The organism is Streptomyces sp. G7(2002) (genome assembly GCF_028870195.1).
Taxonomy (GTDB): Bacteria; Actinomycetota; Actinomycetes; order Streptomycetales; family Streptomycetaceae; genus Streptomyces; species Streptomyces nigrescens.
The window spans coordinates 1,655,230-1,670,513 of sequence record NZ_CP102609.1; the positions used below are offsets into that span (position 1 = coordinate 1,655,230).

The window sequence follows — 15,284 nt, forward strand, 5'->3', positions numbered from 1 at the left end:
GGGAGGCGGAGCGAGCTACGGGGCGGGGCGGGCCGCGCGGCGGAGTGGTTGCGCGGTCGTGCGGTTACGCAGTTGAGCAGTTGTGCGGCGGGGCTTCCCTCCTCCCTGCCGCGCCTGGTAAACGGGGGCCATGCCGAGACTTGCTGCCGCGCTGCGCGGCCTTGCTGCCGCTGCCGCCGCGCTGATCACTGTGGCCGCTGTCCCTTCGGGTGCGGCGGCGGATACCGTCCCGCACCGTCCGGCGCCGTCGTCGCTGCCGGGCAACGGGCCCAAGGCACCTGCGGAGTTCGTCGCGCTGCGGGACGTAGATCCCACCGTCATCCAGGAGATGCGCTACTTCACCCCGCACGACTTCATGGGCGTGCCGGTGACCGGCTACCGGGCGCCGATGTGCCTGCTGACCCGGGACGCGGCACGGGCGTTGCACCTGGCACAGCGCTCGTTCCTGCGCCGCGGGTACTCCCTCAAGGTCTATGACTGCTACCGCCCGCAGCGCGCCGTGGACCACTTCGTGTCCTGGGCCAAGGACCTCGGCGACCAGCGGATGAAGGCCGAGTTCTATCCGCGGGTCGACAAGTCGACGCTGTTCCGGGACGGCTATATCGCGGAGAAGTCCGGGCACAGCCGGGGCAGCACCCTCGATCTGACGCTGGTGCGGCTGCCCGCGCTGCCGACCAGGCCGTATGTCCCCGGGGAGTCTCTGTCCTCGTGTTACGGCCCGAAGGCGGCCCGCTTCCCGGACAATTCGCTGGACATGGGCACCGGCTTCGACTGCTTCGACACGCTGGCGCACACTCTCGACCCGCGGATCAAGGGCGAACAGCGGGCCAACCGGCTGCTGTTGAAGGACGGCCTGGAGCGCGCCGGATTCGTCAACTACGACAAGGAGTGGTGGCACTACACCTTCACCCCGGAGACGTTTCCGGACACCTACTTCGACTTCCCGGTCGCGCGGCGGTCGCTCGTACGGCACTGACCGGTCGCGCGCGCCGCCGACGGGCCGGGGCACCGAATCACCCCCGTCGATCCCGTGCCCCGGACCCTGCTGTGAGGGACGCGGCCGGACCGCGTCCGGTTCGATGAAAGTCCGCGGAGTCACCCTTTCGGGGAACCTGTGCCGTGCGCTCGGAGCCGGCCGCCGGGCCGTGTGCTCACAGCCGGCCGCCGGCGGTGTCCGACGAGAGTCGCTGGGCGGCGTACACCGGGATGACCGACAGGGCGATCAGCAGCGCGGCGAGCACATCGACGACCGGCGCCTGGTGGGGGCGGGCCAGGTTCTCGTAGATCCAGATCGGCAGCGTCTTGGTGCCCGCGCCCGCCGTGAAGGTGGTCACCACGACCTCGTCGAAGGAGAGCGCGAAGGCCAGCAGCGCGCCGGCGAACAGCGCCGGGCGCAGCGCCGGGAAGGTGACGTACCGCAGGGTCTGCCAGGGGCGGGCGCCCAGGTCGGCGGAGGCCTCGGCCAGGGACGGGGCGATGCGGCGGAGCCGGGCGGCGACGTTGTTGAAGACGATGACGACGCAGAAGGTGGCATGGCCGACCACGACCGTGAAGAGCCCGAAGCCGATGCCCAGCGGCGCGAGGACGGTGCGGAAGGCGGCGTTGAGGGCGATGCCGGTGACGATGCCGGGCAGGGCGATCGGCAGCACCATCAGGAACGAGACGGTCTGCCGTCCGAAGAAGCGGTGGCGGTGCACGGCAAAGGCCGCGAGCGAGCCGAGGACCAGGGCGACGACGGTGGCGCCGAGGCCCGCCCGCAGCGAGGTCCACAGGGCGTCGCGGGCGCCCGCGCTGTGCAGGGCGCGGCTCCACCACTCGCCGGTCAGCGCGCGGGGCGGCCAGGCGAACGAGGGGTCGGCGTTGACGGAGTTGAGCAGAACCAGGAGGAGGGGGAGGTAGATCAGGGCGAGACCGGCGGCCGTGAGGCAGCCGAGGACGATCCGGGCGGTGCGGGTGAGATGCATCCGGCTGCCTCCTTCGGTTCAGGTCAGAGCGAGTCGAGCGCGCCGGCCCGGCGGACGGCGGCGAGGTAGCAGACGACGAGGGCGACCGGGACCGCGGAGAGCGCCGCCGCGAGCGGCAGGTCGAGGGTGACCTGGGAGGCGATGACATTGCCCAGGAGCTGGGTGCGGCCGCCGACGATCTGCACGGTGAGGTAGTCCCCGAGGGAGAGCGAGAAGGTGAAGACGGAACCCGCCAGGAGCGCGGGACGGACGGCGGGGGCGACGACGGAGCGCAGGGTCCGTACGGTGCCCGCACCGAGGTCGGCGGAGGCCTCCAGTTGGTGGGCGGGCAGCCGTTCCAGGGCGGCGTGGACCGGCAGGATCATGTACGGCAGCCAGAGGTAGGCGAGCACGAGCACGACGGCGGCCGTGCCGTATCCGGGGCCGTGCAGGCCGAGCGGGGCGAGTGCCGCGTTGATGATGCCGTGCTCGCCGAGCATCACCCGCCAGGCGTACGCCTTGACCAGATAGCCGGCCCACAGCGGGGTCAGCACGGCCACCAGCAGGGCGCGGCGCAGCCGGCCGGCCGCCACCCGCGCCATGAAGAAGGCCATCGGCAGCGCGAGCAGGGCGTCGAGGAGCGTGACGGCGACGGCGATACCAAGGGTGCGCAGGGCGACGGTGCGGTAGACGGGGGTGGTGAGGATGTCGCGGAAGTTGTCGGTGGTCCAGGTGTGGACGACATCCGAGGTGAAGGGGTCGGTGGTCCAGAAGGCGGAGAGCAGGAGGACGGCGAGAGAGCCGAGGTAGGCGAGGACCAGCCACAGGAGGGGCGGGGCGAGGAGCGCGGCGAGCCGGCCGCGGGCGCGGGGCTCATGGCGCGTGGCGGACACCCGGGCGCCCGCGCTCAGCCCTTGATCTCCGTCCAGGCACGGGTCCACTCCGCGTAGTCGGTGCACTTGACGTTCCTGCGGCCGTCGAGGCACTGCGGGACGGGGGTGGTCCAGAAGTGGACGCGGCGGTAGTAGGCCTCGTCATCGGCGTGGTAGACGGCGCAGTGACGGGGGTCGGCGGTCTCCTTGCACGCCTTGGCGTTGGCGGGCGCCTCGCCGAAGTACTCGGCGACCTGGGCGTTCACCTTCGGGGAGACGATCCAGTTGAGCCACTTGTAGGCGCAGTTGGGGTGAGCGGCCTTGGCGGAGACCATCCAGGTGTCGGACCAGCCGGTGGCCCCCTCCTTGGGGAGGACCGCCTTGACGGGGGCCTTTTCCGCGGCGGCGGTGTTGGCGATGACCTGCCAGGTGGTGCCGACGACGCTGTCGCCGCCCTTGAAGGCGGTGACTTCCTTCTGGTAGTCGCTCCAGTATTCGCCGATCTGCTGCCGCTGCTTTTTCAACAGGGCCACTGCGGCGTCGAGTTGGGTGCGGTCCAGGGCGTACGGGTCCTTGATGCCGAGTGCGGGACGGGTCTTCATCAGGTAGAGGGCGGCGTCGGCGATGTAGATGGGCGAGTCGTAGGCGGTGACCTTGCCCGCGTACTTCGCCGCGCCGTCGAAGACGGCCTTCCAGGAGTCGGGAGCCGGGGAGACCTTGTCGGTGCGGTACATCAGCAGATTGGCGCCGCGGCCGTGCGGGATGCCGTACATCTTCCCGTCCTTGGAGTTGAACGGGCGCATCTTCAGGCCGCTGAAGATGTCGCGGTAGTTCGGCACCAGACGGGTGTTGACGGGCGCCACGTCCCCGGCGGCGATCAGCCGCAGAGTGGCGTCGCCGGAGGCGGACACGGTGTCGTACTGGCCGGTCTTCATCAGCGAGACCATCTCGTCGGAGGTCCCGGCGGTCTTGGTGTTGACCTTGCAGCCGGTCTGTTTCTCGAAGGGGTGCACCCAGTCGGCCTTGGGGTCGTTGGAGCCGTCCTCGGCATATCCGGCCCAGGCGATGATGTCGACGCGGCCCTCGCCCTTGCCGACGCTCTTCCGTTCGGCGGCTCCCCCGCCGTCCGTTCCGCCGCCGGAGCCGCAGGCGACGGCCAGCAGCAGGACCCCGGCCGCCACTGCGGCCTTCCACGGATTCGCGTTACGCATGGTGAACTCCCGCTGTCGCACACGGCTGTCGAGCCCCGCCAGTATCCGGAAGCTGACCGTCTGCCACCAGAGCGCGTCGGGAACCGGGATGCGCCCCGGTGCGTTGTACGACGATCCTTCAGGCAGGCGGCGGCCTCGGCGGGGCAAGCAACCTGAGCTGGGGAACCGGCCTCAGCCGCGGGACCGGCTTCACCTGGGCACCGGCTTCAGCCGGGCACCGGAAAGGCGTCGGCGGTGTTCCACAGCAGATGGACTGCGGCGCCCGGACGGGCGGCGTCTGGCAGGTCCGTGGAGTTCAGCCGCACGGCGGTGAGCTGGTCGTCGCCTGCGTCGAGGCGGACCACCACGCGCGTGTGGGCACCGACGTGCGCGATCTCGGTGACCCTGCCGGGCACACACCGCTCCCCCGGTGCCGGGACGCCGTTCGGGCCGCCGTTCGGGCCGTCCAGAGCGACGATCCGGATCCGCTCGGGGCGGAGGCTGTACGTGCCCGGGGCGCCGATCACACGGACCGCGGCCTGGTCGCGCAGCAGATTGGTGGTACCGATGAAGCCCGCGACGAACGCGGTGGCCGGACGGTCATAGATCTCCAGCGGCGAGCCGGTCTGCACGATACGGCCGCGGTCGAGCACGGCAAGGCGGTCGCTGAGCGTCAGCGCCTCCTCCTGGTCGTGGGTGACGAGGAGGAAGGTGACACCGGTGGCGCGCTGGATGCTCTGGAGTTCACGCTGCATCTCCTGCCGCAGCTGGAGGTCGAGCGCACCGAGGGGTTCGTCGAGCAACAGCAGCCCGGGGTCGTCGATCAGGGCGCGGGCCAGGGCGACGCGCTGACGCTGGCCGCCGGAGAGCCGGTCGGGCCGGCGCGCGCCGTGGTCGTCGAGGCGTACGGTGCGCAGGGCCGCGCGGGCGCGGGCGAGGCGTTCGGATTTGCGCACCCCGGCGACGGTGAGCGCGTAGGCGACGTTCTGCTCGACGGTCATATGGGGGAAGAGCGCGTAGTCCTGGAAGACGGTGTGGACGTCGCGGCGGCTGGGCGGAAGTGCGGTGACGTCGCTCCCGGCGAGTTCGATGCGGCCCGAGGTGGGCCGTTCGAAGCCGGCGATCAGGCGCAGCAGGGTGGTCTTGCCCGAGCCGGAGGGGCCGAGGAGGGAGAAGAACTCGCCTGCCCCGATGGTGAGCTCGGCGCCGTCGACGGCACGCAGCGCACCGAATTCCTTGGTGACGGCGGTGAGCCGTACGGCGGGCGTCGCAGCTGCCGTGGGTGCGGGACGGGCGTCGGTACGGGCGGCTTCGGTCACGGGCGCTCCCCCTCGTGAACGGCTTGATCGCCCGGCGACTGTACCGGGGTTCCGCGCGGGGCGGCAGCGTGTCACACTCCTGACGTTCCGTCAGTTTTTGAGCTCCAGCAGTTCCAATAGTGCCAACCGTTCCGTCAATTCCATTGCGTTCGGTCAGTTCCGTTGCGTTCGGTCAGTGGCGTTGTGCTCGGTCAGTTCCGTTGCGTTCGGTCAGTGGCGTTGCGTTCGGTCAGTTTCGTTGTGCTCCGTTGTGGTCGGTCTGCGGTCGAGGAGGGTCTGTGGCACAGACACGGAAGCCGGTGGTGCCGGGGTGGTTCGATCAGGACGCGGCGGGCTTCCGGCTGCTGGGGACGCGCTGCCGGGCCTGTGGTGCGGTGTTCTTCCCCCGCGAGGACGCCTTCTGCCGCAACCCCGCGTGCGGGAGTGACGAGCTGGTGAAGGTGCCGCTGTCCCGGCGCGGCACGGTCTGGTCCTACACCGACGCGCGCTACCGCCCGCCCTCCCCCTACGTCTCCGATCCGGAGGCCGAGTGGCGGCCGTACGCCTTGGTCGCCGTGGAGCTGGCGGAGGAACGGATGGTGGTCCTCGGGCAGGCTGCGCCCGGCGTCAGCGCCGCGGATCTCAGCGTGGGCACCGAGGTCGAGCTGGTTCCCGGGACCGTCGCCGGGGACGAGGGGGACGACGGGCACGTCCTGACGACGTGGCATTGGCGGCCGTGCGGGCCGGGTCAAGGGGCCGTGACGGAGGGCGCGGAGGCTGTGACGGGTCCGGCGGGGGGCGTGGCGGACGCCGAGAGGATCGTGGCCGACGCCGAGGGGGTCGTGGCCGCGGGGGCTGTGGCCGATGCCGAGGAGGCTGCGAGCGCCGGCCCGCGGGCGGAAACCGCATCTCCATACCCGCCCACCCCCCGAAGGGGGGTGGGCGGCGGGGAAAAAACCAAGGGCGCGGGTGGGCGGCGGGTAGGGGGCCGCCCGGGGAGCCCCGAAACCACCTCCCCCGGCCACAGGGGCATGGCCCAAGACCTGGCCGTTTCCGGAGACCTGGCCATGGCCGGAGAACTGGCCACGCCCGGCGACATAGCCGTATTGGGCGCCGGTATGCACCCCTGGGGCAAGTGGGGGCGCAGCTTCGTCGAGTACGGGACCAAGGCGGCCCGGGAGGCGCTCGCGGACGCCGGGCTCGATTGGCAAGCCGTACAGAGCGTGGTCGGTGCGGACACGGTGCGCGGCGGCTACCCCGGCTATGTGGCGGGTGCGACCTTCGCCAGGGCGCTGGGCTGGCAGGGCGCCCGGGTGACCAGCGTCTACGCGGCCTGCGCGTCGGGCGCCCAGGCCATCAACACCGCGCGGGCACAGATCCTCTCGGGGATGGCGGAGGTGGCCCTGGTGGTGGGCGCCGACGCCGCGCCCAAGGGGTTCTTCGCCCCGGCGGGCGGCGAACGGCCCGATGACCCGGACTGGCTGCGGTTCCGGGTGCTGGGGGCCACCAACCCGGCGTACTTCGGGCTGTACGCGCGCCGCCGGATGGCACTGTACGGCGAGACGACCGACGACTTCGCGCGGGTGAAGGTGAAGAACTCGGCGGCGGGCGCGGCCAATCCGTACGCCCGCTACCGCAAGCAGGTCACCGTACAGGAGGTCGTGGCGTCCGCCGTGGTCGCCGATCCACTGCGGCTGCTGGACATCTGCGCCACCTCCGACGGTGCCGCGGCGCTGGTCCTGACCAGCATGGACTTCGCGCGCCGGCAGGGTGTCACGGACCCGGTCCGGATCCGCGCGGTCTCCACGGCCACCCCGCAGTATCCGCGGACCGTACTGGATCTGCCGGACATCGCCACCGACTCCGCGGCCGCCGTACCGGAGCCGGAGACCGGCTTCCGGGCGTCGATCGCGCACAGCGCCTACGAGGAGGCCGGGATCGGACCGGAGGACCTCTCGCTCGCCGAGGTGTACGACCTGTCCACCGCGCTGGAGTTGGAGTGGTACGAGGATCTGGGGCTGTGCGGCGCCGGTGAGGGCGCCAAGCTGCTGCGGGACGGTGCGACGGCCCTGGGCGGGCGGCTGCCGGTCAATGCCAGCGGGGGTCTGGCCTCCTTCGGCGAGGCGGTACCGGCCCAGGCCATCGCCCAGGTCTGTGAGCTGACCTGGCAGCTGCGGGGGCAGGCGGGCGCACGACAGGTGCCGGGGGCCCGGGTGGGAATGACGGCGAATCAGGGGCTGTTCGGGCATGGGTCGGCGGTGGTCGTGGTGCGGTGAGTGTGGCGGGTGTGCGTGCGGTGCATTGCGGTGCGTGCGGTGGCACCGGCGCGTGCGCACGCCCACACAGCGGGCTGGCCCTCCTAGAGGGCTCGCACCCCTGGCTGCTCGCCCGCAACAACCCCCACTGCACGCGACCTTGACGCCCCCTCACCACCGGTGAACACTTCCGGGTGCCAGTCGGCATCGCCGCACTCAGGCACCCCGGCCGGGTGGCAGCGGCTGTCCGCTGCCCGCCGGTGGCACGCACCCTGCACGGAGGACCGGGGGACGTCCCCGGGCGAGGGCCAAGGAGCCGCCATGTATTCCAATGCGGACATCGTCGTCGGTGAAGTGATAGGCACCGCGATACTCATTCTCTTCGGCGCCGGTGTGTGCGCCGCCGTCACCCTGCACTATTCCAAGGCGAAGGGCGCCGGCTGGGTCGTGATCGCCTTCGGCTGGGGCATGGCCGTACTGGCCGGCGCCTACACCGCGGCGCCGCTGTCCGGCGGGCATCTCAACCCCGCGGTGACGCTGGGCTCGGCGGTCGCGGGCGGCACCGAGTGGTCGAAGGTACCGCTGTACGTCCTGGCGCAGATGGTCGGCGCGGTGATCGGGGCCGTACTGGCCTGGGCACTGTATTACGCGCAGTTCGCCGCCAACGCCGAGCAGAGCAAGGCCCAGCCGACGCTGGGGATCTTCTCCACCGCCCCGGAGATCCGCAAGCCGGCCGCCAACCTGGTGACCGAGATCATCGCCACCATCGGTCTGGTGCTGCCGCTGCTGTTCTTCGGCCAGAACAAGGGCATCGGCATCGGCCAGGTCCCCGGCGCGCACGCGGGGATCTATGGCTCCGGGATCAATGTGCTGCTCGTCGCGCTGCTGGTCGTCGGCATCGGGCTGTCGCTGGGCGGGCCCACCGGCTATGCCATCAACCCGGCGCGTGACCTCGGCCCGCGCCTGGTGCACGCCCTGCTGCCGATCCCCAACAAGGGTTCCTCCGACTGGAGTTACTCCTGGATCCCGGTGGCCGGTCCGCTGATCGGCGCGGTGCTGTCCGGCCTGGTGTACAACGCGGCGTTCTGACCCGGCCGGGGCCGTCGGGGCGTGGCCACCGGGCCGCCCCGCGCCCCGCCGCACCCACTCACCAGGACTTCAGGAGGCGTGACGGCATGACGGAGCGAACCGGGAAGACCGAGAAATATGTAGCCGCGATCGACCAGGGCACCACGTCGAGCCGCTGCATCATCTTCGACCACGGCGGGGCGATCGTCGCCGTCGACCAGCGCGAGCACCGGCAGATCTTCCCCAAGCCGGGCTGGGTGGAGCACGACGCCACCGAGATCTGGTCGAAGGTGCAGGCCGTGGTGGCGGGGGCGCTCGCGAAGGCGGGGCTGCGCGCGGACCAGCTCAGTGCGCTGGGCATCACCAACCAGCGGGAGACCACGGTCCTGTGGGACCGGGCCACCGGCCGGCCGGTGCACCATGCGATCGTCTGGCAGGACACCCGTACCTCCCAGCTGTGCGCGGAACTGGGCGGCGCGGACGGCCAGGACCGTTTCCGGGAGGCCACCGGACTGCCGCTGGCCAGCTACTTCTCCGGGCCGAAGGCGGCCTGGCTGCTGGACGAGGTGCCGGGGCTGCGGGCCCGTGCCGAGCGCGGGGAGATCGCCTTCGGCACCATCGACTCCTGGCTGATCTGGAATCTGACCGGCGGCACCGACGGCGGGGTGCATGTCACCGATGTGACCAACGCGGGCCGCACGATGCTGATGAATCTGTCCACCCTCCAGTGGGATCCGGCGATCCTGTCGGCGATGAATGTGCCGGCCGCGATCCTGCCGGAGATCAGGTCGTCGGCCGAGGTGTACGGCACGGCCGTGGGGCAGTTGCAGGGGGTGCCGGTGGCGTCCGCGCTCGGCGACCAGCAGGCGGCCGTCTTCGGCCAGACCTGCTACGGCGTCGGCGAGGCCAAGAACACCTACGGCACCGGTTCGTTCCTGCTGCTGAACACCGGCAACCGCCCGGTCCCGTCCAAGAGCGGGCTGCTGACGACCATGGGCTACCAGCTCGGCGGGGAGGCGCCGGTCTACTGCCTGGAGGGGTCCATCGCCATCACCGGCGCCCTGGTGCAGTGGTTCCGCGATCAGCTGGGCATCATCGCCTCGGCCGAAGAGATCGAGCCGCTGGCGGCGAGCGTCCCGGACAACGGCGGGGCGTATGTCGTGCCGGCGTTCTCCGGTCTGTTCGCGCCGTATTGGCGCTCCGACGCCCGCGGTGTCATCACCGGTCTGACCGGCTTCGTCACCAAGGCGCATCTGGCGCGCGCCGTACTGGAGGCGACCAGCTGGCAGACCCGGGAGGTCGTGGACGCCATGTACCAGGACTCGGGGGTGCGGATCACCCAGCTGAAGGTCGACGGCGGGATGACGGCCAACCAGCTGCTGATGCAGCATCAGGCGAATGTGCTGGGGGTGCCGGTGATCCGCCCGGTGATCTCGGAGACGACTTGTCTGGGGGCGGCGTACGCGGCCGGTCTGGCGACCGGGGTCTGGCAGGACCTGGACGAACTGCGCAGCCACTGGCAGCGTGACACGGAGTGGACACCGCGCATGGACGGGGCGACGCGCGACCGCGAGTTCGCCAACTGGCGCAAGGCCGTGGAGCGGAGCTTCGGCTGGCTGGCCGAGGACGGCTCGGCGGCCTCGTAGCGCCGCGCGGTACGCAGACGTACGGCCGGTACCCCGGACGGCGGGGTACGGGCCGTACTTCCGTCCCCGTCAGGGCAGTGCGGGCTCCCGCCGGCGGGCGCCGGTCCGCATCGCATGCTCGACGACCGAGATCAGCACATCCCGCGCGGAGTCCTTGAGGCGGGCGTCGCACAGCATCACCGGCACCTGGGGGTCCAGGTCCAGGGCGTCCCGTACGGCCTGCGGCGGATAGCGGTCGGCGCCGTCGAAGCAGTTGACGGCCACGGTGAAGGGCAGTCCGCGCCGCTCGAAGTAGTCGATCGCGGCGAAACTGTCCGCCAGCCGGCGGGTGTCGGCGAGCACCACCGCGCCGAGCGCACCGCGCGCCAGCTCGTCCCACAGGAACCAGAAGCGGTCCTGGCCCGGGGTGCCGAAGAGATAGAGGACCAGCTCGTCGTTGACGGTGATCCGTCCGAAGTCCATCGCGACGGTGGTGGTGGTCTTGGCCTCCACCCCGTCGAGGTCGTCGACCGGCCGGCCCGCCTCGGTCAGCCGTTCCTCGGTCCGCAGTGGTTTGATCTCGCTGACGGCGCCGACCAGGGTGGTCTTGCCGACCCCGAAGCCGCCCGCGACCAGGATCTTGAGCGTCACCGGTTCGACGGCGGCGGACCGTCGGCGGCGATCGGAGCGCCCGAAGGCCATGGGATTCTTCTCCTGAATTGCCGTGAATGCGGGTGGAGCTCACGCTGGATACCCGAGCCCCGGCGCACGGGGCAGCAGGTGCAAGGGAACGGTACAACGTGCTCAGCACGGCGCCCACTTGAGATGTGTCACGCTTGGGAGACGCCGCGGGGCAGAGGGCGCCAACCTGCCCAAAAGGGCGGTGGAAGCAGTGGTTGGGGCAGCCGGGTGCCTTCAGCGCGGGGTGAGGACGCCGGGCCGGTCGAGCAGGCCCAGCAGGCTCACAAAGCTGGATTCGATGAAGGCGCAGAGCTCGTCCTGGGCGCCGGGCTCCTCGGCGGGCCAGTTGACGACCGCCTCCTCGGCGAACGCCATCCAGGCGCGGGAGGCCAGTTCGAGCCGAGGGGCGTCCGGCATCCCGAGCCGCCGCTGGCCGTCGCGCACCCGGCGGGCGAGGGTCTCCCGGGTGGCGCCGACGATGTCGGTGACCGCGGGATGGCTGCCGGCGGCGCCCCGTACCAGGGCGAGGTACACCTGACGGTGTTCCAGGACGTAGACCACGAAGCCCGAGATGAAGGCCCGCATCCAGGCGACCGGCTCCAGGGTGCCGTCCGGTTCCGTCGCGGCGGTGAACCGGTCGCACGCGGCACGGACCACCGCGCGGTAGAAGTCGCGCTTGGAGTCGAAGTAGTGGAAGAGCAGTCCGCGGGAGATCCCGGCCCGGCGGGCGACCTCGTCGGTGGACAGCTCGTCCAGGGAGCGGTCGGCGAGCATCTCCAGACCGATGCCGACCAGCTGCTCCCTGCGCTGGTCGGGCGTGAGGCGGGTGGTTCGCTTGCCGGACATGCCCGCAGTTTACGGCGGCGGGGGGCCGGGACGGCCTCGGTGTCCCGGCCCGCCACGGTGTCAGACGTACTGGCCGAGGTGCTCCAGGATCGGCGGCGTGACGAGGGCCGGGACCTCTTCGGGCAGCCAGTGGCTGGCCCCCTCCAGAGCTTCGAAGCGGTACGGGCCGTCCACCCGCTCGCCCGTCGACTCGGCCGCACCGCGGCCCAGGGCGACATCCTCGCTGCCCCACAGGAAGAGGGTGGGAACGGTGATCCGGCCGGCCGGTACCGAGATGACCGACTCGGGGGCGCGGTACCAGTTCAGCGTGGCGGTCAGCGCGCCCGGTGCGGAGAGGCGGCGGACATTGCCGTCCACGAGGGCGGCGGGGACCTTGCCGCCGTACGCGGCGCGCAGCCGGGCGGCGTCGTCGGCGAGCAGGGCGGCTTCCGCGGCGCCCTCACCGCTGCGGAAGAAGCGGACGTAGTCGAGCATGTGGTGCTGGGTGGGGTCCTCGGCGGCGGCGCGGTTGAGCGCGTCCGGGTGCGGAGTGGCCAGCACGGTCAGGGACTTCAGCCGCTCGGGGTGGGCACCGGCCACGGCCCAGGCGACCATGCCGCCCCAGTCGTGCGAGACGAGGTGGAAGCGGTCCGCGCCCTGGGACTCGGCGAAGGCGAGGGCGTCGGCGACGAGTTCGGGCACGGCGTAGTCGGCGATCCGGGGCGGGCGGGCGCGGGGGGAGTAGCCTCGCTGGTCGACCGCGACGGCGCGGTAGCCGGCCGCGCCCAGAGCGGTGAGCACGGCGCTCCAGGAGTCGGCGAACTCGGGCCAGCCGTGCAGCAGCAGGACGAATTCCCCGTCGGCGGGCCCGCAGGCCAGTGCGTCGTAGGTGTGCGGGCCGACCTGGATCTCCAGGTGGTCGAAGGGTGCCGGGGTCGCGTCCGGGGCCATGGCGGCGGATCTCCTTCTGTTGACAATTGCTCAATAGGCACCGTACCGCGCGATTGAGCGTTGCTCAACAAAGCCCCTTGTGTCGTGCCCGGAGCGCCGGACGCCCCTCCCCCGGCCCGCGGCCCGTCCGCCAAGACCCCACCCGTCGGCGGTAATCTGAACCCAGCAGCGAGTCGCCGTACCGGGGGACCGATCCGGAGCGGAAGTGCTGGATGGATCAACGCCGCACCACCCCGACCCCGCCACCCGACGAGCTGCTGCGCCGCCTCGGCCAGCTCACCGGCCAGGTGATGGCGCGGATCGAACTCCAGCAGGCACGAGTGGCGCTGGCCGTGGAGCTCCAGCGGCACATGCTGCCGCCCGAGCTGCCGGGGCTGCCGGGCCTGCGGACCGCGGCCCGCTACGTACCGGCCCAGACGGGTCTGGACATCGGGGGCGACTGGTACGACGCCTTCGTGCTGCCGGACGGCTCGCTCGGCTTCGCCATCGGCGACGTCCAGGGCCATGACGTCGAGGCCGCCGCCTTCATGGGCATGGTCCGCACCGGCCTGCGCGCCGTCGCGGGCGCCACCACCGACCCCGGCGACGTCCTGAGCAGGGCCAACAACCTGCTGGTCTCGATGAGCTCCGATCTGCTGACGACCTGCACCTTCCTGCGCTTCGACCCGGTCACCGGGGAGCTGGCCGACTCCCGCGCCGGACATGTACCGGCGATCTGGGGCACCGCGGAGGGCGCGCAGGTGCTCCAGGACGCGGGAGGACTGCCGCTGGGCCTCTTTCCTGACGGGGAGTACCCGGTCACCCGCCGGCGGCTGTCCCAGGAGGGAGCGTTCGTCCTGATCACCGACGGGGTGGTGGAAGGGCCGACCTACCCGATCGAGAAGGGGCTGGCGCGGGTGGCCGCACTGGTCGGCGCGGCGTACGACGCGGACGCGGACGAGCTGGCCGCCGAGGTGATCGCGGTGGCCGATCTGACCGGGCACCGCGATGACGCCGCGGTGCTCGTCCTCCGCCACGACGGCGGTCCCTACGCCTAGGCGAGCACGGCATCGGACGCAGCCGTCCGGCGGCACGGTACGAGTGGAGGCTCTGTGAGACGCACGGAGTGGCTCGGACGCCATGGCGCCACCGCCGCGCGGATCCTCGGTGTCGCCGCCGTCTACTACGGCGGTGCCAAGCTCGGGCTGCTCCAGGAGCTGGTCCGCGGACAGGTCACCCCTCTGTGGCCGCCGACCGGTATCGCACTGACCGCGCTGCTGCTGTTCGGGCCGCGGATCTGGCCGGGGATCGCGCTCGGCGCCTTCCTGGTCAATGTGTCGCTCGGGCCGTCGCTGTCCGTGGTGCTCGCGATCGTCGTCGGCAACACGCTCGGTCCGCTGCTCTCGTACCGGCTGCTCCGCCGCGCCGGGTTCCGCGTCGAGCTGGACCGGCTGCGCGATGCCGTCGCGCTGGTGTTTCTCGGGGCGCTGACCGGGATGCTGGTGAGCGCGGTCATCGGCAGCGGTGTCCTGGTGCTCTCCGGGGCGCTGCCGACGGGAGATTTCTGGCCGACGTGGGCGGTGTGGTGGACCGGCGACGCGATGGGCGTGCTGGTGATCACGCCGGTGCTGTTGCTCCTCGCCGCGGCCCGACGGCCGCGGTGGGCCGGGGTCCGTCCGCTCCGGTGGCTGGAGGCGGCGCTGCTGGCGGCCTGCACCTGCACGGTCACCCTGCTGGCCGTCAGCAGCCCGATGAACCTGCTCTACCTGGTCTCACCGTGTCTGATCTGGGCCGCCTTCCGCTTCCAGCGGGCGGGCGCCGCCCCGTGTGCGCTGCTCGTCTCGACGATCGCGATCGTCGCGGCCGCCGGGGAATGGGGGCCGTTCGCCGGGCACGATCTGCTCACGAACATGGCCACCCTGCAGGCCTTCAACGGGATCACCGCGCTGACCGCACTGCTGCTCTCGGCGGTCGTCACCGAGCGGCGCAACACCCATGAGGAGATCCGCCGGGTCTGCGCACAGCTGGCGGAAGCGCTCTCCCGGCTGGATCCGGGTGCCGCCGCCGAGCAGTGGCCGCCGCCGCGGAAGCAGAAACCGGACGGCGGCGGCTGAGCGGGACGGCGGCCGCTGAGCCGGGCGGCGTAGCGCTGAGCCGGACGGCGGATCACAGCGCACGCAGGCCGTCGATCACCTCGCGCAGCACCTTCTCGTCCGGTAGCTCGGCCGGGGGCACCGGCCTGCTGACATGGACCAGCTCCGCATCCAGCAGATCCCCGATCAGGACCCGTACGACGCCGACCGGCAGATCGAGTTCGGCCGCCAGCTCGGCGACCGACAGCGGCTCCTGCCGGCACAGCCCGACGATCTCGACATGCTCGGGCGACAGCGACTGGTCGTCGACCGTCTCCTCCGCGCGGCTCTCGGCGATCACCAGCGCGATCAGATCGAGGCGCCCCTCAGCCGCCGTACGGGTGCGCCCGCGCGTCATCGCGTACGGACGGACGACCGGGCCCGCGTCGTCGTCGAACCAGCGGGCCGCTTCCCGGTCCCGCGCCGCCCGGCCGTCCTGTTCGCTCATGCCGATACCTCGCTGCG

General features: G+C 71.7%; 14 protein-coding genes and 1 pseudogene. 7 read left to right on the forward strand and 8 right to left on the reverse strand.

Features of this window, described 5'->3' with window-relative positions; all coding sequences use genetic code 11:
* Nucleotides 1-130: 130 nt before the first annotated feature.
* Nucleotides 131-976 (forward strand): M15 family metallopeptidase, encoded by an 846-nt coding sequence (locus NUT86_RS06305; protein WP_274734015.1) that lies wholly within the window; start codon nt 131-133, stop codon nt 974-976.
* 175 nt (nt 977-1,151) lie between these two features.
* Here the strand turns inward: NUT86_RS06305 and NUT86_RS06310 are convergent, their stop codons facing one another.
* The 4 genes from NUT86_RS06310 to NUT86_RS06325 form a co-directional block, all read right to left on the reverse strand.
* Nucleotides 1,152-1,964, reverse strand: coding sequence for an ABC transporter permease (locus NUT86_RS06310; RefSeq protein WP_274734017.1), 813 nt, complete (start codon nt 1,962-1,964; stop codon nt 1,152-1,154).
* A gap of 23 nt (nt 1,965-1,987) precedes the next feature.
* Nucleotides 1,988-2,836 (reverse strand): ABC transporter permease, encoded by an 849-nt coding sequence (locus NUT86_RS06315; RefSeq protein WP_266450409.1) that lies wholly within the window; start codon nt 2,834-2,836, stop codon nt 1,988-1,990.
* Nucleotides 2,837-2,850: 14 nt separating this feature from the next.
* Complete coding sequence (locus tag NUT86_RS06320; protein ID WP_093638524.1) at nt 2,851-4,026, reverse strand: ABC transporter substrate-binding protein; 1,176 nt, start codon at nt 4,024-4,026, stop codon at nt 2,851-2,853.
* Between the two features lie 206 nt (nt 4,027-4,232).
* A complete protein-coding gene (locus NUT86_RS06325; protein WP_266450413.1) occupies nt 4,233-5,324 on the reverse strand; it encodes an ABC transporter ATP-binding protein in 1,092 nt (363 codons plus the stop codon).
* A gap of 278 nt (nt 5,325-5,602) precedes the next feature.
* On the opposite strand from NUT86_RS06325, the pseudogene NUT86_RS06330 reads away from it, so the two are divergent.
* The 4 genes and pseudogenes from NUT86_RS06330 to glpK form a co-directional block, all read left to right on the forward strand.
* A pseudogene (locus tag NUT86_RS06330) lies at nt 5,603-6,052 on the forward strand (Zn-ribbon domain-containing OB-fold protein); the annotation flags it as partial.
* Between the two features lie 318 nt (nt 6,053-6,370).
* Nucleotides 6,371-7,579 carry a lipid-transfer protein gene (locus NUT86_RS06335; protein WP_274740389.1) on the forward strand — a complete coding sequence of 403 codons (1,209 nt, stop codon included), beginning with the start codon at nt 6,371-6,373 and terminating at the stop codon, nt 7,577-7,579.
* Nucleotides 7,580-7,879: 300 nt separating this feature from the next.
* The gene (locus NUT86_RS06340) at nt 7,880-8,647 is read left to right on the forward strand and encodes an MIP/aquaporin family protein (RefSeq protein WP_274734023.1); all 768 of its coding nucleotides are present in this window, start codon (nt 7,880-7,882) and stop codon (nt 8,645-8,647) included.
* Nucleotides 8,648-8,733: 86 nt separating this feature from the next.
* Nucleotides 8,734-10,272: a glycerol kinase GlpK gene (gene glpK, locus NUT86_RS06345; RefSeq protein ID WP_274734024.1), complete on the forward strand. Its 1,539-nt coding sequence runs from the start codon at nt 8,734-8,736 to the stop codon at nt 10,270-10,272.
* Between the two features lie 69 nt (nt 10,273-10,341).
* Here glpK and NUT86_RS06350 read toward each other — a convergent pair whose 3' ends face one another.
* The 3 genes from NUT86_RS06350 to NUT86_RS06360 all read right to left on the reverse strand — a co-directional run bounded on the left by NUT86_RS06350 (nt 10,342) and on the right by NUT86_RS06360 (nt 12,708).
* On the reverse strand, nt 10,342-10,953 hold the full coding sequence (locus tag NUT86_RS06350; RefSeq protein WP_018090641.1) for a GTP-binding protein: 612 nt from the start codon (nt 10,951-10,953) through the stop codon (nt 10,342-10,344).
* A gap of 213 nt (nt 10,954-11,166) precedes the next feature.
* Nucleotides 11,167-11,778 (reverse strand): TetR/AcrR family transcriptional regulator, encoded by a 612-nt coding sequence (locus NUT86_RS06355; protein WP_018090642.1) that lies wholly within the window; start codon nt 11,776-11,778, stop codon nt 11,167-11,169.
* 60 nt (nt 11,779-11,838) lie between these two features.
* On the reverse strand, nt 11,839-12,708 hold the full coding sequence (locus NUT86_RS06360) for an alpha/beta fold hydrolase (RefSeq protein WP_274734026.1): 870 nt from the start codon (nt 12,706-12,708) through the stop codon (nt 11,839-11,841).
* A 212-nt stretch (nt 12,709-12,920) separates the two neighbouring features.
* Here NUT86_RS06360 and NUT86_RS06365 point away from each other — a divergent pair, with 212 nt between their 5' ends.
* Both NUT86_RS06365 and NUT86_RS06370 read left to right on the forward strand, forming a co-directional pair.
* Nucleotides 12,921-13,745: a PP2C family protein-serine/threonine phosphatase gene (locus NUT86_RS06365; RefSeq protein ID WP_266450419.1), complete on the forward strand. Its 825-nt coding sequence runs from the start codon at nt 12,921-12,923 to the stop codon at nt 13,743-13,745.
* Nucleotides 13,746-13,799: 54 nt separating this feature from the next.
* The gene (locus NUT86_RS06370) at nt 13,800-14,801 is read left to right on the forward strand and encodes an MASE1 domain-containing protein (RefSeq protein ID WP_093638545.1); all 1,002 of its coding nucleotides are present in this window, start codon (nt 13,800-13,802) and stop codon (nt 14,799-14,801) included.
* A 52-nt stretch (nt 14,802-14,853) separates the two neighbouring features.
* Here the strand turns inward: NUT86_RS06370 and NUT86_RS06375 are convergent, their stop codons facing one another.
* Complete coding sequence (locus NUT86_RS06375; RefSeq protein WP_018090646.1) at nt 14,854-15,267, reverse strand: DUF742 domain-containing protein; 414 nt, start codon at nt 15,265-15,267, stop codon at nt 14,854-14,856.
* Between the last annotated feature and the right edge of the window lie 17 nt (nt 15,268-15,284).